Here is an 18188-nt window from a genome sequence, read left to right as displayed (position 1 = left end):
GCGGGGAGCGTAGGAAAACCGACCTTATCGCCCTCGGTAAAGGACTGGACGACTGGCCTTTCGCGCGATTACGCTGTGCCATCGTCTCTCAGCCGGAAGGCCTTTCCTTGATCCGCAAGCTTCTCGTCGCATCCCTGCTCGCGTCTGCACTTCCCGCGGTCGCGCAAGTCCCCGCCGGCAACACTGCACCGCAGCCGGTGCCGTTCGTCGACACCATCCCCGCCGCGCGGGACACGCCCTATCCCGGCACGCTGCTCGTCGATGTCGATGCGACCGATACCGAGCGCGGGATCTTCCGCGTGAAGGAGACGATCCCCGTCGCGACGTCGGGCAAGATGGCGCTGCTGTTCCCGAAATGGCTCCCCGGCGCGCATTCGCCGCGCGGCGAGATCGAGAAGCTCGCCGGGCTGGTGATCCGCGCGAACGGCCGGATCCTGCCCTGGACGCGCGACCCGGTCGACGTCTTCGCGTTCCACATCGACGTTCCCGCGGGCACGAAGCAGCTCGACGCGACCTTCCAGTTCATCTCGGCGACCAAGGCGGACCAGGGCCGCATCGTCATGACCCCGACGATGATCAGCCTGCAGCCAAACTCGGTCAGCCTGTATCCGGCGGGATATTTCACGCGTCAGATCCCGGTGAAGATGACCGTCACCTATCCCGCGGGCTGGACCGCGGCGGGCGCGCTGCCCGCCAAGGTCACCGGCTCGACCTATGCCTATGACCGGACCAATTACGAGATCCTCGTCGATTCGCCGATCCTCGCGGGCAAGTACGGCAAGGTCTGGCCGCTGAGCCCCAAGGTCGACCTCAACGTCTTCGCCGACAGCCCTGACCAGCTTGCCGCCAAGCCCGAACAGATCGACGCGCACAAGCGCCTCGTCGAGCAGGCCGCGCGCACGTTCGGCGCGGAGCATTACGATCATTATGAATTCCTGCTCTCGATCACCGACCAGCTCGGCGGGATCGGGCTCGAACATCATCGCAGCTCGGAAAACGGCGTCCGGCCCGGCTATTTCACCGAATGGGAAACGGGCGCGTCGGCGCGCAACCTGTTGCCGCACGAATTCTCGCACAGCTGGGACGGCAAGTTCCGCCGCGGCGCCGACCTGTGGACCCCCGATTTCCGCACGCCGATGCGCAACTCGCTGCTCTGGGTCTATGAAGGCCAGACGCAGTTCTGGGGCTATGTGCTCCAGGCGCGCTCGGGGCTTGTCAGCAAGCAGGACACGCTCGACGGCTACGCCTCGATCCTCGGCATCTACGACACCGCGCCGGGTCGCCAGTGGCGGCCGCTGGTCGACACGACCAACGATCCGGTCATCTCCGCACGCCGTCCCAAGGGCTGGACCAGCTGGCAGCGGTCTGAGGATTATTACAACGAAGGGCTGATGGTCTGGATGGAGGTCGACGCGATGCTCCGCCAGAAGTCGGGCGGCAAGAAGTCGATCGACGACTTCGCCAAGGCGTTCTTCGGCATCCGCAACGGCGATTACGGTGAGGTCACCTACACGTTCGACGAGGTCGCCAAGACGCTCAACGGCATCCTCCCCTATGACTGGGCGGGCTTCCTCAACACGCGGCTGACGGAGACGGGCAAGCCCGCGCCGATCAACGGCTTTGCAATGAACGGCTACAAGCTCGTCTACGGCCCCGTGCAGAGCCCGTATCTCAAACAGGCGGAAAAGAGCCGCGGCACCGATGTCAGCTATTCGCTCGGGATGGTCGTCAACAAGGAAGGCGTCGTCACCGCGACGATCTGGGACAGCGTCGCGTTCAAGGCGGGGATCGACATCGGCACCGAAATCGAGGCGGTCAACGGCGAGTCCTATTCGTCCGATCGCATCAAGGCGGCGATTCTGGCGGCACAGGGGACGAAGCTGCCGATCCGGCTTACTGTGAAGAACAATGACCGATTTCGCGACATCTCGCTCGATTACCATGACGGCCCGCGCTATCCGCGGCTCGAGAAGGTGGGTACAGGTGACGGTGGGCTCGACAGGCTGCTGATGCCGCGCTGACAGCCACTTTATCTTCCGGTGCCGGCCGCTCTCCCCGAGGTGGAGCGCCGGCACCGTCATTTCTGAAAGGACCGCCATGCGCATCGATCTCATCCCGACCGGCAAGAACCCGCCCGAAGACCTCAACGTCATCATCGAGGTCCCGACCGGCGGCGAGCCCGTGAAGTACGAGTTCGACAAGGCGTCGGGCGCGCTGTTCGTCGACCGCATCCTGCACACGCCGATGCGCTATCCCGCGAACTACGGCTTCGTGCCGCACACGCTCAGCCCCGATGGCGATCCGCTCGACGCGCTCGTGATCGCACGCTCGCCGTTCATCCCGGGCTGCGTCGTCCGCGCGCGTCCGATCGCGGTGCTCAACCTCGAGGACGAGGCCGGTGGCGACGAGAAGCTCGTCTGCGTCCCCGTCGACGCGGTGTTTCCGTATTACGCCAATATCGGCGAGCGTGCCGACATGCCCGAAATCGTGTTCGAGCAGATCGAGCATTTCTTCACCCACTATAAGGACCTCGAGAAGACGAAGTGGGTCCGTGTCGGCAAGTGGGGCGATGCCGAGGAAGCCAAGCGCATCACGATCGAGGCGATCGAGCGCTACGAAGCGGCCAAGAAGCAGGGCGACGAGCCGATGAACGCGGACGACGCCGCAGGCCGCTGATCACAGAGCGGGGGCGTCGCGCGGCGCCCCCTTCATTGAAGTACGTCACCCCAGCGAAAGCTGGGGCCTCCCGCGGCTCAAGCCCCGTCGCCCCTGCGAAACGATACCCCAGCGTTCGCTGGGGTGACGGACAACATGTGTCCTCCCGCACTTACGGCGCCGGCCGCTCCGCCTGCGCTTCCGCCAGGTACAGCGAGAACAACCCCGCCGGATCGGTCCATTCGCGGATCGGCGTCCACCCGCCCGACCGCAGCAGGATCCGCGCATCGCGCGACCCGTATTTGTGGCTGTTCTCGGTGTGGATCGTCTCGCCCGCCGCGATATCGAACGGCCGCCCCTCGATCGTGAACGCCGCGTCGCGCTGTGCCTCGAGGTGCATCTCGATCCGCGCGCGGTCGTCGTTCCACACCGCCTTGTGCCGGAACGCCGCGACCGGCACGTCGGCGTCGAGCTCGCGGTTGATCCGCTCGAGCAGGTTCATGTTGAACGCCGCGGTCACGCCCTGCGCATCGTCATAGGCCGGGACCAGCACCGCCGGATCCTTGATCCGGTCCATCCCGATCAGCAGCATCGCGCCGATCCCGAGCGACGCACGCATTGCCTTCAGCAGGTCGACCGCCATCAGCGGGATCATGTTGCCGATCGTCGATCCCGGGAAGAAACCGAGCTTGGGCGTGTCCGCGATCGTCTTGGGCAGTGCCAGCGGCCTCATGAAATCCGCCTCGAACGGCAGGACCAGCAGCTCGGGGAACTGGTCGGCGAGCACGCGCGACGATTCGCGCAGGAAATCACCCGAGATATCGATCGGCACATAGACCGACGGCGCCACCGCCTTCAGCAGGATCGGCGTCTTGGTCGACGACCCCGACCCGAACTCGACCACCGCACGCCCTGCGCCCGCAATCTGGGCGACCTCGGGGCACGCGGTCTCGAGGATCGATCGCTCGGTGCGCGTCGGATAATATTCGGGCAGATCGGTGATCGCCTCGAACAGCTCGGACCCGCGCCGGTCGTAGAACCAGCGCGCCGGAATCGCGCGCGGCCGCCGCGTAAAGCCGTCGAGCACGTCCGCCCGGAACGCAGGATCGGCCAGGCTCTGCTCGCCGTCTTCGATTTCACGCTTCAACATCAGATATCCTTGGCAAGCCGGACGCCGGTGAATTGCCAGCGCTGGTGCGGGTAGAAGAAATTGCGGTAGCTCGCGCGTGCATGGCCGCGCGGCGTCGCGCAGCTCCCGCCGCGCAGCACGAACTGCCCGCTCATGAACTTGCCATTATACTCGCCGACCGCACCCTCTACCGCGCGAAAGCCCGGATAGGGACGATAGGCGCTCCCCGTCCATTCCCAGACGTCGCCGAAAAAGGCGGGGTCGCCGGCGCGTGCCGGCCGCGGCTCGACCGGGCCCGCCGCATCCATCTGGTTGCCGCCATCGCCGGCATAGTCCGCCGCGACGGCCTCCCATTCGGCCTCGGTCGGCAGCCGCACGCCCGCCCAGCTGGCATAGGCGTCGGCCTCGTAGAAGCTGACATGCGTGACCGGCGCGGCGGGATCGATCGCGCGCCGCCCGTCGAGCCCGAACCGCGTCCAGCTGCCGTCGCGCTCTTCCCAGTACATCGGCGCGATAATGCCTTCCGCCTTCACCCAGGCCCAGCCATCGGCGAGCCAGTGGCGCGGCTCGCTATAGCCGCCATCGGCGATGAACGCCGCCCATTCGCCATTCGTCACCGTCCGGTCAGCGATCGCATGGCGCGTCAGCAGCGTATCGTGCCGCGGCGTCTCGCAATCGAACGCGAAACCTTCACCGTCATGCCCCATCCGCGCGATCCCGGCGTCGCGTTCGATCCAGCCGATCGCGCCCGGCATCTCGACCGGTACCTTGCGCGGCGCGGTCCAGACTGCGGGCTCGAGCGGATTTTCCGAAAACAGATGGAGGATGTCGGTCACCAGCAATTCCTGGTGCTGCTCCTCGTGATGGCACCCCAGCGCCACCAGTTCGCGCGCCGCCTCGGGCAGATCGGGCAATGCCGCGATCAGCGCCGCATCGACATGCGCACGGTACGCGCGGACCTCGTCGAGCGTCGGCCGCGTGATCATCCCGCGCCGGTCGCGCGCATGCCGCCGCCCTTCCGCCTCGTAATAGCTGTTGAACAGGAACGGGAAGCGCTCGTCGTGCAACCGGTACCCCGCGACATGATCGCGCAGCACGAACGTCTCGAAGAACCAGCTCGTATGCGCGAGATGCCATTTGGTCGGCGACGCGTCGGGCATCGACTGCACCGTCGCATCCGCGTCCGACAGCGGCGCGGCGAGCGCGAGCGACAGGTCGCGAACCGCCGTGAATCGCTTGCCGAGCGCGTCGGTCTGGCGCGCATCTGCGGGATTGAGGGAGGGGACGGGGTTCGGCATCGACTGTCCTCGCGCGAGCGGTGCACACGGCACGGCCCTGTAAAAGGATGCAGCGATACGGAGCGCTATCCGCGCGTTGCCCCCGGTTTCCACAGAACGTCGCTCGCGCCGTTTTGGTTCACTGCACGCGCGGCGACGAACAGGAAATCCGACAGGCGATTAACATACGCTAATGCCATTGGATTGATCGGGTCGTCGACCGCGACCACCGCGCGCTCGGCCCGCCGCGTGATCGCGCGCGCAAGATGCAGCGCCGTAGCCCCCGGCGATCCGCCCGGCAGGATGAAGCTGGTCAGCGGCGCCATCTGCGCGGTCATCGCGTCGATCTCGCTTTCCAGCCGCTCGACCTGCGTGCCGATGATCCGCAGCGTCATTTCGGACGGCGCGAAATCGTCGCCCGGTGTGGCGATGTCCGCGCCGAGATCGAACAGGTCGTTCTGGATCCGCTCGAGCGCCGCCGCGATCGGATGATCGCCCAGCGCCACCGCGGCGACGCCGATCGCGCTGTTCGCCTCGTCGACGTCGCCGATCGCCTGCATCCGCGGGCACGCCTTAGACACGCGCGACCCATCGACCAGCCCGGTGCTCCCCGCGTCGCCGGTCCGCGTGTAGATCCTGTTCAGCTTCACCATCGTCGTCGCGTCCGAAATCAGGTCCGGCCGGCGGCGAACAGGATCAGCACGACGATCAGGATCGCGATCGCCTGAAAGAAGATCCGCTGTTGCATCATCCGGTTCGATTTCAGCGACGCAGCGCTCGGGCCACCGTCCTTCACCTGTGCGGACTGGTCCTGCAGGAACGTCACCACCCCCCGCACCAGAGCCACGACGGTCGCGATCATTGCCGCGATCAGGAGGAGGACGAGGAAGGTGTTCATGACGACAATCTAGGCGCGCCGGGACCGTCCCGCAATGGCCGGCCGCCGCCGCCCGCGAATAGCCCCGACGACCCCGTGATTTGACCACCACAGCGGATGCAATTTACCCGCAGACAGCATGGCTTGTCCTCGCTAAGTTGTGAGGAACAGGGGAAACTCTACATGCGTAATCGGCGGATCGGCGCCAGCCTGGCACTGTTGGCACTGCTCGCGTCGTGCGGCGGGGATTCGATGCTCGCAAGCGCGCCGGCGGGCACCGGGGCGGGTACGGGCGCGACTGCGGGATCGACCCCGACACCCACGGCCAGTACGGGGTGCAGCCTGCGCGAACGACAGGACTGGGCCGCGGCGCAGCTGCGCGAATGGTATCTGTTCCCCGAGACGCTCCCCGCCAGTCTCGATCCGACACCCTATACGACCGTCGACGGCTATATCGACGCGCTCACCGCCACCGCCCGCAGCCAGCGCCGCGACCGCTATTTTACCTATCTGACGTCGATCAGGGACGAGGACGCCTATTATCAGGCGGGTGAAAATGCGGGTTTCGGGTTCCGTCTCGGCATCGACGGCACCGCGCGCCGCGCCTTCATCATCGAATCGTTCGAAGGCGGTGCCGCGCTTGCGGCGCAGATCGATCGCGGCGCGGAGATCGTCGCGATCGGAACCAGCGCCGCCACGCTGCGGACCGTCAGCGCGATCTTCGCCGCGGAAGGTGGCGCGGGCGTCTCGGCCGCGCTGGGGCCCAACAGCGTCGGCACCAGCCGCGTGCTGCAGATCAGCGATGCGCAGGGGACGCGCACCGTCACGCTTGCCAAGACCGATTTCGCGCTGCTGCCCGTCTCGACGCGCTATGGTGCGAAGGTCATCACCGATGGCGGTCGCAGCTACGGCTATCTCAATCTCAGGACGTTCATCTCGACCGCGGACCCCGCGCTGCGCGCCGCCTTCGCCAGTTTCCGCGCGCAGAACGTCACCGATATCGTCATCGACCTGCGCTACAATGGCGGCGGGCTGATCTCGATCGCCGAGCTGATGACCGACCTGCTTGGCCGCAACCGCGCGACGTCCGAAGTCTCGAGCTACACGACCTACCGCACCGAAAAGTCCGCGAACAACACGACGCGCTTCTTCGCGCCGCAGCCCGAATCGATCGCGCCGACGCGCATCGCGTTCATCGGCACGGGCGGCACCGCATCCGCGAGCGAGCTCGTCATCAACGCGATGATCCCGTATCTCCACGGCAATGCCGGGCTGATCGGCACCAACACCTATGGCAAGCCCGTCGGCCAGATCGGGCTCGACCGCGCCGCCTGCGATGACCGTCTCCGCGTGGTCGCGCTCGCGACGCAGAACGCCGCGCGTCAGGGCGCCTATTATGACGGGCTTGCGGGCACGGTCGAGGCGAGCTGCCGTGCCGAGGACGATATCCGCTATCCGCTCGGCGACCCGCGCGAGGCCTCGACGCGGCAGGCGATCGACTTCCTCGCGGGCCGCAGCTGCCTGCCGGTCACCGCCACCGCGATCACCGCGTCGGCGCGCGGCAGCGCCCCCGCCCCGACGACGGATCTGCCGACGCGCACGCTTCTCCTCCCCGACCGCCCCACGACCCCGCAACGCGAGGTCCCCGGCTTGTACTGATCGCTTGGTCGAACGCCCCGACCGAACGCACCCGCACCCAAAACCGTCACCCTGACGAAAGTCAGGGCCCAGAGCCAAACACGCCGCACGTCGTAACCGTGGATCCTGCCCTGCGTCAGGATGACGAGGGGCATGGCCAGCGCTCCACAACCCCCACCCTGGATCCTGACGAAAGTCAGGATCCAGGGCCAAACACGCCGCCCCTCGGTAACGCTGGATCCTGACTTTCGTCAGGATGACGGCAGGTGGGAAGCATCCTTCGCCAGCATCGCCCGCACCCCCGCCGCGACCTTAAGCCCGTCCTCCCCCCGCTCGCGCATCGCCGCGAGCGACGGCGCGCCGGTGCGCTTGGCCAGCCGCTCCCCGTCGGCGCCGAGCATCAGCGGGTGGTGGTGATAGCGCGGCGTCGGCAGACCCAGCAGCGCCTGCAACAGCCGGTGGACGTCGGTCGCCGCGAACAGGTCGTCGCCGCGCACCACGTCGGTGACGCCCTGCGCCGCATCGTCGAGCGTCACCGCAAGGTGATAGCTGGCGGGCGCGTCCTTGCGCGCGAGCACCACGTCGCCCTGCGCGCCCGGATCGGCGCATACCGTCCCCGCCCGCGCATCCTCCCACCGGAGCGGCCCCGTGACCGCGAGCGCCGCCGCCATATCGATCCGCCAGCAATGCGGTTCGTCGATCCGCGCCGCTGCCTCGGCGGGCGTCAGTCGCCGGCACGTCCCCGGATAGACCGCGGCGTCCCCCGCATGCGGCGCGGACAGGCTCGCCGCGATCTCCGCGCGCGTGCAGAAGCACGGATAGAGCAATCCGCGGGCCTTCAGCGCATCGAGCGCCGCCTGATACGACGCCAGCCGCGCCGACTGGAACGACAGATCATCCCAGTCGAGCCCGAGCCAGCGCAGATCCTCCACGATTCCCGCGACATGCTCGGGTCGGCTGCGGCCCACGTCGATATCCTCGATCCGCAGGAGGAACCGCCCGCCGCGTGTCCGCGCAAAGTCGTACGCGCGGATCGCCGACATCGCGTGCCCCAGGTGCAGCCGCCCCGTCGGACTGGGCGCGAACCGCGTCGTGACGAATGTCGCGCCGTTCACCGGACTTGACCCCATGTCCCGCGCCGTGCTGTCATGACACCGTCATCCCGGTGCGCGATAGCGGTTTCGGGAATTCTGTGGGAGGAGCCGTGTTTCACCCCGACCTGATACGCCACCCTGATGGGTGTCCGGCGCTCGTGCTCAATGCCGATTATACGCCGCTTTCCTATTATCCGCTGAGCGTCTGGCCCTGGCAGACCGCGGTAAAGGCCGTCTTCCTCGATCGCGTCGATATCGTCGCCAATTACGAACGCGAGGTGCGCAGCGCCAATTTCGCGCTCAAGCTGCCCTCGGTGATCGCGCTCAAGCAGTTCGTCAAACCGTCGCAATTTCCCGCCTTCACCCGCTTCAACCTGTTCCTGCGCGACAAGTTCACCTGCCAATATTGCGGCAAGCTGCGCGATCTCACCTTCGACCATGTCATCCCGCGCGCGCAAGGCGGGCGCACCACATGGGAGAATGTCGTCACCGCCTGCGCGCCGTGCAACCTCAAAAAGGGCGGACGCACGCCGCGCCAGGCCGCGATGCCGCTCCATCTCGAGCCGATTCGCCCGACCAACTGGCATCTGCACGAGCATGGTCGCAGCTTTCCGCCAAATTATTTGCACGAAACCTGGCACGATTGGCTTTACTGGGACATTGAACTCGAAGCGTGACCGGGCGATCGGCTGCGCGAAGTGGGTCTTGGGAGACTGATCGATGCGGGTGATCTTGGGTGTGATGGCGGCGGGTCTGGTCGTGGCGGGATGCGGCGACAAGGACGCGCAGCGCGCCCAGGCGGATGCCGGCGCGGCCGGGTTCGTGCCCCCTTCGGTCACCTCGCGGCTCGACTTCGGCGCCAGCATGGAGCGGCGGTTCCGCACGCTCGACCGCAACGCCGATGATCGCATCACCAAGGACGAGCTGCCCTCCCCCAATGCGCGGATCAAGGCGTTCGACCGCAACAAGGACGGCGTGATCACCGCGATCGAATGGAGCGAGGGGACGCTGCAATGGTTCGACCGGATGGACCTGAACCGCGACGGCACCGTCACATCGGAGGAACGCGCCGAATCGCGCAAACGCCAGCAGCCGTAATTTTATGTCGCAAACACGCCTCGGCGCAGCCAGAATTCATCGCGCGTCGAAGCGTCGACGGTTGACCTGATCCCTGTCGCAGCGCAGCAAAGGCGGATGGCAAGTCTTCCCGCAATCGCGAACAATCCCGACATCCGCTTCCTCGGCACGCTGCTCGGCGACGTCATCCGGCTCTATGGCGGCGACCGGCTGTTCGAGGCGACCGAGACGATTCGTCGCGCCTCGGTCGAGCGCCACCGCGATGCCTCGGCGGGCCGCGACGGCGATCACAGCGCGGTTGACCTCAGCCTCGAGAAACTCAGCCTCGACGAGACGCTCGACTTCGTGCGCGGCTTCATGCTGTTCTCGATGCTCGCCAATCTCGCCGAGGATCGCCAGGGGATCGCCGCCGAGGAGGGCGCCGACCTTGCCGCCGCGATCACCCGGCTCGAGTCCGAGGGGATCGACCGTACGCAGGTCCGCGCGCTGCTCGACCACGCGCTGATCGTCCCCGTGCTCACCGCGCACCCGACCGAGGTGCGGCGCAAGAGCATGATCGACCACCGCAACCGGATCGCCGAGCTCATGCTGCTGCGCGATACCGGGCGCGATACGACTCCCGACGGCGATCAGGTCGAGGACGCGATCCTCCGCCAGATCGCCTTGCTGTGGCAGACGCGCGTGCTGCGCCGCGACCGGCTCTATGTCGCGGACGAGGTCGATACCGCGCTTAGCTATCTGCGCGACGTCTTCCTCCCCGCGCTCCCCGCACTCTACCAGCGCTGGGACCGCGCGCTCGGCGAACGCACGCCGAGCTTCCTCAAGCCCGGCAGCTGGATCGGCGGCGACCGCGACGGCAATCCCTATGTCACCGCCGACTCGCTGCGGACCGCGCTTGCCAAGGCGAGCGAGGCGGTGCTCGGCTATTATTGCGAGGCGGTCCACGCGCTGGGCGCCGAACTGTCGATCTCGACCGAACATGCCACCGCCGACCCCGCGATCGAAGCGCTTGCCGCGGCGAGCGGCGACGACGCGACCAGCCGTGCCGACGAGCCCTATCGCCGCGCGTTGTCAGGCATCTACGCGCGTCTCGCCGCGACCCACCAGGCGCTGACCGGCAAGCCCGCGCCGCGTCCCGGCCGCCTGACGGGCGCCGCCTATGCGAGTCCCGCGGACCTGCGCGCCGATCTCGTCACGCTTGCGCACGGGCTCGGCACCGCGCTCAAGACCGGCGGCGCGCTCGGCCGGCTGATCCGCGCGGTCGAGACGTTCGGCTTCCACCTCGCCACGCTCGACCTGCGCCAGAACAGCGCGGTCCACGAACGCGTCGTCGCCGAACTGCTCAAGGTGTCGGGTGTCGAGCCGGACTATTGCGCGCTCGACGAGGAGGTACGCGTTGCGCTGCTCCGCCGCGAACTCGCCAACGCGCGCCCGCTCACCACCCGCTTTGCCGATTACAGCGAGGAAACCGCGGGCGAGCTCGCGATCCTCCAGGCCGCCGCCGACGCGCATGCCGCCTATGGCCCCGCCTGCATCACCAACTACATCGTCTCGATGGCGCAGTCGGTAAGCGACCTGCTCGAGGTCAATCTGCTGCTCAAGGAGGTCGGCCTCTACCGCCCCGGCGACACTCCGACCGCGGCGATCATGGCCGTCCCGCTGTTCGAGACGATCGGCGATCTCGAGGCCGCGCCCGCGGTGATGACCGCCTGGTTCGCGCTGCCCGAGATCGCGACGATCGCCAAGGCACGCGGTCATCAGGAGGTGATGATCGGCTATTCGGACAGCAACAAGGATGGCGGCTACCTCACGTCCACCTGGCAATTGTCCAAGGCGTCTACCGCGCTCAAGCCCGTGTTCGAACAGGCGGGCGTCGGCATGCAGCTGTTCCACGGCCGCGGTGGCGCGGTCGGGCGCGGCGGCGGCTCGGCGTTCGCGGCGATCCGTGCGCAGCCCAGCGGCACCGTGCAGGGCCGTATCCGCATCACCGAACAGGGCGAGGTGATCGCCGCCAAATACGGCACGCGCGACGCGGCGATGACCAATCTCGAGGCGATCGCCTCGGCCACCCTGCTCGCCAGCCTCGAGCCCGAACGCCTCTCGAGCGCCGACACCACGCGCTTCTGCGACGCGATGGACCGGCTCAGCGACACCGCGTTCCACAGCTATCGCGACCTCGTCTACGGCAGCAACGGCGACGACCGGGGCTTCCGCACGGTCTTCCGCCAGATGACGCCCATCGCCGAGATCGCCGGGCTCAAGATCGGCAGCCGTCCCGCCAGCCGCACCAAGTCCGACCGGATCGAGGATCTGCGCGCGATCCCCTGGGTGTTCAGTTGGGCGCAGGCGCGCGTCATGCTGCCGGGCTGGTACGGCGTCGGCCAGGCGCTCGCCGGGTTCGAGGACAAGGCGCTGCTCCGCGACATGGCGCAGGGCTGGCCGCTGTTCGCCTCAGCGCTCGCCAATCTGGAGATGGTGCTGGCGAAGTCGGACATGGCGATCGCCGAACGCTATGCGGGGCTGGTCGAGGATCGGGCACTGCGCGACACCGTTTTCGGCCGGATCCGCGACGGCTGGCAGCAGACGCATGACGGGCTGCTCGACGCGACAGGCCAGTCGCGCCTGCTCGAAAAGCACCCCGCGCTCGAGGCGTCGATCCGCTTGCGCCTGCCCTATATCGAGCCGCTCAACCTGCTCCAGATCGAGCTGATCAAACGTCGTCGCGCGGGCGAGGAGGATGCGCGCATCGGCGAGGCGATCCTGCTGTCGATCAACGCGATCGCCACCGGCCTGAGAAACTCCGGCTAATCTCCCTCTCCCCCCGGGGGAGAGGGAAGGGGCCCGCGGCCCTTGCCGCGGGAAGGGTGAGGGCAAGTGAGGCCAAAACCCTCACCCCAAACCCTCAGCCCGCCCCGTCAAAGAACGGCGCCGCAATCTCCGGCCGCACGCGCAGCAACCGCCCGCTCGCGCGGTCGAGCAGCGCCCATGTCGTCACCGCGTCGAGCTTCACGCGCCCGTCATCGCCGACGAACCGCACATGCCGGTCGAACCGCGCGCCCTTCGGTCCGCCCTCGACCCAGGTCTCGCCGGTCACGGTCTCGCCCGCGACCACGCTGCCGCGATAGTCGATCTCGTGCCGCGTCACGACCCAGACATAGGCTACCTTGTGCTCGGCGGGCGCGACCGCCTCCCAATGCGCGGTCGCGATCCGTTGGATCCACTGGACCCAGACGGCATTGTTGACGTGCCCCAGCTCGTCGATATCCGCCTCGGCCGCGGTGATCGTCATCGTGAAGGTCATGCGCTGCGCTCCCGCCATTTCCGCCACGCGAACCAGCCGCCGACCGCGACCACCGCTATACCGATGCCCATCAGGATCAGCCGCTCCGTACCGATCTGCGCCAGCCAGTGTTCGAAGACGTTGCCAAAGGCATAGCCGATCGCGCTGAACGCACAGCCCCACACGATCGCTGCGGCGAGGTTCACCGCCAGGAACAAGCCCTGTGAAATCCGGCTCGTCCCGATCGCGATCGGGCTGACGGTGCGGATCCCGTAGACGAAGCGATAGGCAAAGATGAACCGCCGCGGATAGCGTTCGAGCAGGTCGATCGCGCGCGCATAGGCTGATCGCCGCCGGATCGCCGCAATCGGGCGCGACTCGCGAAAATACCGCCCGCCGGCAAAGAACAGCTGATCCGCAACGAACGACCCGATCACCGCCGCCGCCATCGCGCCCGCCAGCGACACCAGCCCCTGATGCGCCAGCACCCCGCCCGTCACGACCGCCGCCTCCCCCTCGACCCCCGCGCCCAGAAAGATCGCAACGACACCGTAGCGGGCCACCAACGCCTCGATCGTCACGCGGCAAGCGACCTTTGTTCACGCGAAGGCGCGAAGGCGCAAAGATTAAGAGTTTTCACGCGGAGGCGCGGAGGACGCAGAGCAGAAAAGCATAACATTCTCACTCGTCTCCGCGTCTCCGCGCCTCCGCGCGAACCAATCTTCTTCGCGCCTTCGCGCCATCGCGTGAACACCCCCTTCTCGGCGGTGTCACGCGACCCAGGTCTCACCCAGCCACGCCCAATTGCCATAGCACGAACGCATGCTCCTCCGCCGCCTCGCGGAGCGACTCGAACCGGCCCGACTTGCCGCCATGCCCCGCGCCCATGTTCGTCTTGAGCAACAGCACATTGTCGTCGGTCTTCATCAGCCGCAGCTTGGCCGCCCATTTCGCGGGCTCCCAATAGGTCACACGCGGATCGTTCAGCCCTCCGCTGATGAACATCGGCGGATAGGCCTGCGCCTTGACGTTGTCGTACGGCGAATAGGAACGGATCAGCGCGAACGCCGCAGGGTCCTCGATCGGATTGCCCCATTCGGGCCATTCGCCCGGCGTCAGCGGCAATTCGGCATCGAGCATCGTGTTGAGCACGTCGACGAACGGCACGTCGGCGATCACCGGGCCCCAGAGCTCAGGGTCGGAATTGACCACCGCGCCCATCAGCTCGCCACCCGCAGACCGCCCGGCGATCGCGATCCGCCCCGCAGACGTCCACTTCGCCTCGACCAGCGCCTTGGCCACGTCGACGAAATCGTTGAACGTGTTCTCGCGCTTCTCCAGCTTGCCGTCGAGATACCATTGCTGGCCGAGGTCATCGCCGCCGCGGATATGCGCGATCGCATAGGCAAAGCCGCGATCGAGCAGGCTCATCCGCCCGGTCGAGAAGCCCGGCGGGATCGCATAGCCGTAGGCGCCATAGGCATAGAGGAACACAGGCGCCGACCCGTCGCGCACGAACCCCGCCGGATAGACGATCGACACCGGAATCTCGGTGCCGTCGCGTGCGGTGATCTTCAGCCGCTCGGTCGCGTATTTCGCCGCGTCGTAACCGCTCGGAATCTCCTGCACCTTGAGCATCGTCCGCTCACCGGTATCGACGTCATAGTCGTACACCGTCCCCGGCGTGACCATCGACTCATAGCCGAGCCGCAGCACGGTCATGTCATATTCGGGATTATCGCCGAGCCCGGCGACATAGCTCGCCTCGGGAAACTCGATCCGCTTGCCCTCGGTCGGCGTCTCGTACCGGTGGATCGCGATCTGATCGAGCCCGTCCTCGCGCCCGTCGACCACGAAGAAGTCCTGATAGCACTCCACGCCCGTCATGTAGAAGGTCGGCGACGCCGGGATCAGTTCGGTCCACGCCCCCGGCTCCTCGACCAGCGCGGTGCACAGCCGGAAGTTCGGATCAACGTCGTTGGTGTGGATGAACAGCGTCCCGTCATGCTCGTCGACGTCATATTCGCGGCCAACCTTCCGCGCGGACACCAGGATCGGCACCGCCAGCGGCTCATGCGCGGGCAGCAGGTAGATCTCGCTCGTCACATGGTCGCTCGTCGCGATCACGATCCACTTGCGCGAACTCGTCTCGCCGACGCCGACGCGGAAGCCCTCGTCCTCCTCGTGGAACAGCACGACGTCGTCCGCGATCGGCGTCCCCAGCCGGTGGAACCGCGCATTGTCGGTCCGCCACTGCTCGTTCGCCAGACCGTAGAGGAAGCCCGCATCGTCCGCGGTCCACACGATCTCGCTCAGCATGCCCGGGATGACGTCGGGCAGGTGCTCGCCGGTGTTCAGGTCCTTGACCCGGACCTCGAACCGCTCGCTGCCATTGTCGTCGATCGCATAGGCGAGATAGCGCCCGTCATTGCTGACCGAGAACGCGCCGAGCCGGAAATATTCATGCCCCTCGGCCAGCGCCGGCTCGTCGAGCAGCAGCTCGTCGGGACCGCCCGCAACGGGCTTGCGCCACCATTTCTTGTACTGCCCGCCGGTCTCGTAGGCGGTCCAGTAGAGCCAGTCGCCGTCCTTTTGCGGGACCGAGGATTCGTCCTCCTTGATCCGCGCCTTCATCTCTTCGTACAACGTGTCGGTCAGCGCCTTGTGCGGCGCCATCTGCGCCTCGAAATAGGTATTCTCGGCGGCGAGATACGCCAGCACGTCTGCGTCATCGACCTCGGGATAGTTGGGATCCTTCAGCCATGCATAGGGATCCTCGATCGTCACGCCATGCGCGGTGAAGCTGTGCGGCCGCTGCTCGGCACGCGGCGGCACGGATGGGGTCTCGGGCGAGGAGATGGCAGGGGAATTCATGGTCATCCCCCCTGTTACCGCCCCGACGACCGGAAGCCAACGCAAGAGGCCCTCCCCGCCTGCACCCAGACGCAGGCAACCGCGGCCCACGCCCCCTCCCCCGTCATCCCCGCCCCCTCCTCCCGTCATCCTGACGAAAGTCAGGATCCAGGGTTGCTAACCTGAGCGCTCGTGGCTCTGGATCCTGACCTTCGTCAGGATGACGGCGAGGGCGTGCGGACGCGGCGGCAGACGGAGGACGGGATAACGACGCGACACCCCCGCCCCTCGCGAGCAAAGCCCGCTGTCCTACACGCCGCGTTTCTGTCACAACGCGCGCCATGCCCTGTCACGGCCCCGTCCCGATCCCCGCGCATACGCGCGCCGATCTGCCCGACGACCCCGTGAGAACCCGGACCGCGATGCGTCCAGCGCGTCAACGTCCTCAACTTATGCCCCGACGAGAGACCCCATGACCCCTCCGACGCCCGCCCGACTCGCAACCCCGCTCGCAGACCGTCTCTCCGCGCTCCGCGCCCATCTCGCCACCGCCGGCCTCGACGGCTTCGTCGTGCCGCTGACCGACGAGCATATGAGCGAATATGTCGGCGGCTATGCGCAGCGGCTCGGCTGGCTGACCGGCTTCCAGGGCTCGGCGGGCAGCGCCGCGGTCCTCGCCGACCGCGCGGCGATCTTCACCGATGGCCGCTACACGCTCCAGGTCCGCGAACAGGTCGACGGCGATCACTGGGACTACGCCCCCGTGCCGCAGACCAGCGTCGCCGCCTGGCTCGGCACGCACGTCGCCGAGGGTGCGCGGATCGGCTATGACGCGTGGCTCCACACCAGCGCCTGGGTCGCCGAAGCGAGCGCGGTGCTCGCCGATCGCGGGGCTGAGCTCGTCGCGGTCGACGCCAACCCGATCGACGCGATCTGGACAGACCGCCCCGCGCCCTCGCCCGCCAAAATCACCATTCAGCCCGACAATTTCGCCGGCGCTTCGTCCGCCGAGAAGCGCGCGCGGATCGCCGACTGGCTCGCCGAACAGCGCGCCGACGCGGTCGTGCTCTCCGCGCTCGATTCGATCGCCTGGACGCTCAACATCCGCGGCGACGACGTCAGCCACACTCCCGTCGCGCTCAGCTATGCGATCGTCGGCGCCGACGGCACCACCGACCTGTTCGTCGCACCCGAAAAGCTCGACGATACCGTCCGCCAGCATCTCGGCAACGCGGTCCGCGTCCATGACCGCGCCGCGTTCCAGCCCGCGCTGCATGACTATGCAGGCAAGCGCGTCGCCGCCGATCCAGAGCGCGCCGTCGCCGCGATTTCCGACGCACTGACCGCGGGCGGGGCCAAGGTGCTCGCGCTGCGCGATCCCGTCGTGCTCGCCAAGGCGCTCAAGAACCCGGTCGAGATTGCCGGCCACCGCGCCGCCTCGGTCCGCGACGGCGCCGCGCTCGCGCGCTTCCTGCGCTGGGTCGAGACCGACTGCGCCGACGGCAGCCAGACCGAATTGTCCGCCACCGCGAAGCTGCTCGCGTTCCGCGAGGCGACCGGGCTGCTGAAGGACACGTCGTTCGACACGATCTCCGCGACCGGCGCGCACGGCGCGAGCCCGCACTATCACTGCACCGAGGAGTCGAACGTCCCCCTCGAGCCCGGCCAGCTCTATCTGGTCGATTCGGGCGGCCAATATGCCGACGGCACCACCGACGTGACGCGCGTCATGCCGATCGGCGCACTGTCACCCGAACAGGGCAAGGAGATCCGCGACCGCTTCACCCGCGTGCTCAAGGGGCATATCGCGATCGCGACCGCGGTGTTCCCCGACGGCACGCTCGGCGGCCAGATCGACGCGTTTGCAAGGCGCCCGCTCTGGGAGGCGGGGCTCGATTTCGCGCATGGCACCGGCCACGGCATCGGCGCGTACCTCGCCGTGCACGAGGGGCCACAGCGGATCGCCTCGCCCAACTATCCCGGTGGCGCGGCGATGGAGCCGCTGCGTGCGGGGATGATGCTGTCGAACGAGCCCGGCTATTACAAGGCGGGCGAATACGGCATCCGGATCGAGAATCTGCTGCTCATCGAACCGCGCAGCATCCGCGGCGCGGACCGCGAGATGCTCGGCTTCGAGACGCTGACCTTCTGCCCGATCGAGCGCACGCTGATCGAACCCTCGCTGCTCACGGAGCCCGAACTCGCGTGGCTCAACGCCTATCACGCGCAGGTGTTCGAAACGCTGTCGCCCGAGATGACGGGGCACGATCTGGCCTGGCTGCGCGAAAAATGCGCGCCGATCGGCTGA

General features: G+C 67.4%; 15 protein-coding genes. 7 read left to right on the top strand and 8 right to left on the bottom strand.

All coding sequences use genetic code 11. From position 1 onward, the window contains the following. The first annotated feature begins 107 nt into the window (after positions 1-107). The gene (locus tag ASE72_RS08520) at positions 108-2021 is read left to right on the top strand and encodes a M61 family metallopeptidase (protein WP_056019632.1); all 1914 of its coding nucleotides are present in this window, start codon (positions 108-110) and stop codon (positions 2019-2021) included. A 76-nt stretch (positions 2022-2097) separates the two neighbouring features. Next, positions 2098-2676 (top strand): inorganic diphosphatase, encoded by a 579-nt coding sequence (gene ppa, locus ASE72_RS08515; protein WP_056019629.1) that lies wholly within the window; start codon positions 2098-2100, stop codon positions 2674-2676. Positions 2677-2827: 151 nt separating this feature from the next. On the opposite strand, the gene egtD is transcribed toward ppa, so the two are convergent. From egtD to ASE72_RS08495, 4 genes are all read right to left on the bottom strand, one after another. Continuing rightward, the gene (gene egtD, locus ASE72_RS08510) at positions 2828-3805 is read right to left on the bottom strand and encodes an L-histidine N(alpha)-methyltransferase (RefSeq protein ID WP_056019626.1); all 978 of its coding nucleotides are present in this window, start codon (positions 3803-3805) and stop codon (positions 2828-2830) included. Continuing rightward, positions 3805-5082 (bottom strand): ergothioneine biosynthesis protein EgtB, encoded by a 1278-nt coding sequence (gene egtB / locus ASE72_RS08505; protein WP_056019623.1) that lies wholly within the window; start codon positions 5080-5082, stop codon positions 3805-3807. The genes egtD and egtB overlap by 1 nt, the downstream gene beginning before the upstream one ends. Positions 5083-5147: 65 nt before the next feature. Next, complete coding sequence (locus ASE72_RS08500; protein ID WP_056019621.1) at positions 5148-5714, bottom strand: cob(I)yrinic acid a,c-diamide adenosyltransferase; 567 nt, start codon at positions 5712-5714, stop codon at positions 5148-5150. 17 nt (positions 5715-5731) lie between these two features. Further along, a complete protein-coding gene (locus tag ASE72_RS08495) occupies positions 5732-5959 on the bottom strand; it encodes a twin transmembrane helix small protein (RefSeq protein WP_056019618.1) in 228 nt (75 codons plus the stop codon). A 162-nt stretch (positions 5960-6121) separates the two neighbouring features. On the opposite strand from ASE72_RS08495, the gene ASE72_RS08490 reads away from it, so the two are divergent. Then, on the top strand, positions 6122-7597 hold the full coding sequence (locus ASE72_RS08490) for a S41 family peptidase (RefSeq protein ID WP_082445911.1): 1476 nt from the start codon (positions 6122-6124) through the stop codon (positions 7595-7597). 230 nt (positions 7598-7827) lie between these two features. On the opposite strand, the gene gluQRS is transcribed toward ASE72_RS08490, so the two are convergent. Then, entirely contained in the window at positions 7828-8706 is an 879-nt protein-coding gene (gene gluQRS / locus ASE72_RS08485) for a tRNA glutamyl-Q(34) synthetase GluQRS (RefSeq protein ID WP_056019615.1), read from the bottom strand. Positions 8707-8780: 74 nt separating this feature from the next. Here gluQRS and ASE72_RS08480 point away from each other — a divergent pair, with 74 nt between their 5' ends. From ASE72_RS08480 to ppc, 3 genes are all read left to right on the top strand, one after another. Next, a complete protein-coding gene (locus ASE72_RS08480; protein WP_056019612.1) occupies positions 8781-9347 on the top strand; it encodes an HNH endonuclease in 567 nt (188 codons plus the stop codon). A gap of 43 nt (positions 9348-9390) precedes the next feature. After that, a complete protein-coding gene (locus ASE72_RS08475; RefSeq protein ID WP_056019609.1) occupies positions 9391-9768 on the top strand; it encodes an EF-hand domain-containing protein in 378 nt (125 codons plus the stop codon). Positions 9769-9864: 96 nt separating this feature from the next. Then, the gene (gene ppc, locus ASE72_RS08470) at positions 9865-12555 is read left to right on the top strand and encodes a phosphoenolpyruvate carboxylase (RefSeq protein ID WP_056019606.1); all 2691 of its coding nucleotides are present in this window, start codon (positions 9865-9867) and stop codon (positions 12553-12555) included. Between the two features lie 94 nt (positions 12556-12649). On the opposite strand, the gene ASE72_RS08465 is transcribed toward ppc, so the two are convergent. The 3 genes from ASE72_RS08465 to ASE72_RS08455 all read right to left on the bottom strand — a co-directional run bounded on the left by ASE72_RS08465 (position 12650) and on the right by ASE72_RS08455 (position 15901). After that, entirely contained in the window at positions 12650-13048 is a 399-nt protein-coding gene (locus ASE72_RS08465) for an acyl-CoA thioesterase (RefSeq protein WP_200916218.1), read from the bottom strand. Then, entirely contained in the window at positions 13045-13590 is a 546-nt protein-coding gene (locus ASE72_RS08460; protein WP_235532301.1) for a DedA family protein, read from the bottom strand. The genes ASE72_RS08465 and ASE72_RS08460 overlap by 4 nt, the downstream gene beginning before the upstream one ends. 223 nt (positions 13591-13813) lie before the next feature. Beyond that, a complete protein-coding gene (locus ASE72_RS08455) occupies positions 13814-15901 on the bottom strand; it encodes a S9 family peptidase (protein ID WP_235532300.1) in 2088 nt (695 codons plus the stop codon). A 451-nt stretch (positions 15902-16352) separates the two neighbouring features. On the opposite strand from ASE72_RS08455, the gene ASE72_RS08450 reads away from it, so the two are divergent. After that, entirely contained in the window at positions 16353-18188 is a 1836-nt protein-coding gene (locus ASE72_RS08450) for an aminopeptidase P family protein (RefSeq protein WP_056019594.1), read from the top strand.

The organism is Sphingomonas sp. Leaf20 (assembly GCF_001421535.1).
Lineage (GTDB): Bacteria > Pseudomonadota > Alphaproteobacteria > Sphingomonadales > Sphingomonadaceae > Sphingomonas.
This window is presented reverse-complemented; position numbering and strand designations above follow the sequence as displayed.

Excerpts from the sequence above, each read along its gene's own strand:
- ppa (WP_056019629.1), top strand. The coding sequence starts at position 2,098 with ATGCGCATCGATCTCATCCCGACCGGCAAGAACCCGCCCGAAGACCTC.
- egtD (WP_056019626.1), bottom strand. The coding sequence starts at position 3,805 with ATGTTGAAGCGTGAAATCGAAGACGGCGAGCAGAGCCTGGCCGATCCT.
- egtB (WP_056019623.1), bottom strand. The coding sequence starts at position 5,082 with ATGCCGAACCCCGTCCCCTCCCTCAATCCCGCAGATGCGCGCCAGACC.
- ASE72_RS08500 (WP_056019621.1), bottom strand. The coding sequence starts at position 5,714 with ATGGTGAAGCTGAACAGGATCTACACGCGGACCGGCGACGCGGGGAGC.
- ASE72_RS08495 (WP_056019618.1), bottom strand. The coding sequence starts at position 5,959 with ATGAACACCTTCCTCGTCCTCCTCCTGATCGCGGCAATGATCGCGACC.
- ASE72_RS08490 (WP_082445911.1), top strand. The coding sequence starts at position 6,122 with ATGCGTAATCGGCGGATCGGCGCCAGCCTGGCACTGTTGGCACTGCTC.
- gluQRS (WP_056019615.1), bottom strand. The coding sequence starts at position 8,706 with ATGGGGTCAAGTCCGGTGAACGGCGCGACATTCGTCACGACGCGGTTC.
- ASE72_RS08475 (WP_056019609.1), top strand. The coding sequence starts at position 9,391 with ATGCGGGTGATCTTGGGTGTGATGGCGGCGGGTCTGGTCGTGGCGGGA.
- ppc (WP_056019606.1), top strand. The coding sequence starts at position 9,865 with ATGGCAAGTCTTCCCGCAATCGCGAACAATCCCGACATCCGCTTCCTC.
- ASE72_RS08465 (WP_200916218.1), bottom strand. The coding sequence starts at position 13,048 with ATGACCTTCACGATGACGATCACCGCGGCCGAGGCGGATATCGACGAG.
- ASE72_RS08455 (WP_235532300.1), bottom strand. The coding sequence starts at position 15,901 with ATGAATTCCCCTGCCATCTCCTCGCCCGAGACCCCATCCGTGCCGCCG.
- ASE72_RS08450 (WP_056019594.1), top strand. The coding sequence starts at position 16,353 with ATGACCCCTCCGACGCCCGCCCGACTCGCAACCCCGCTCGCAGACCGT.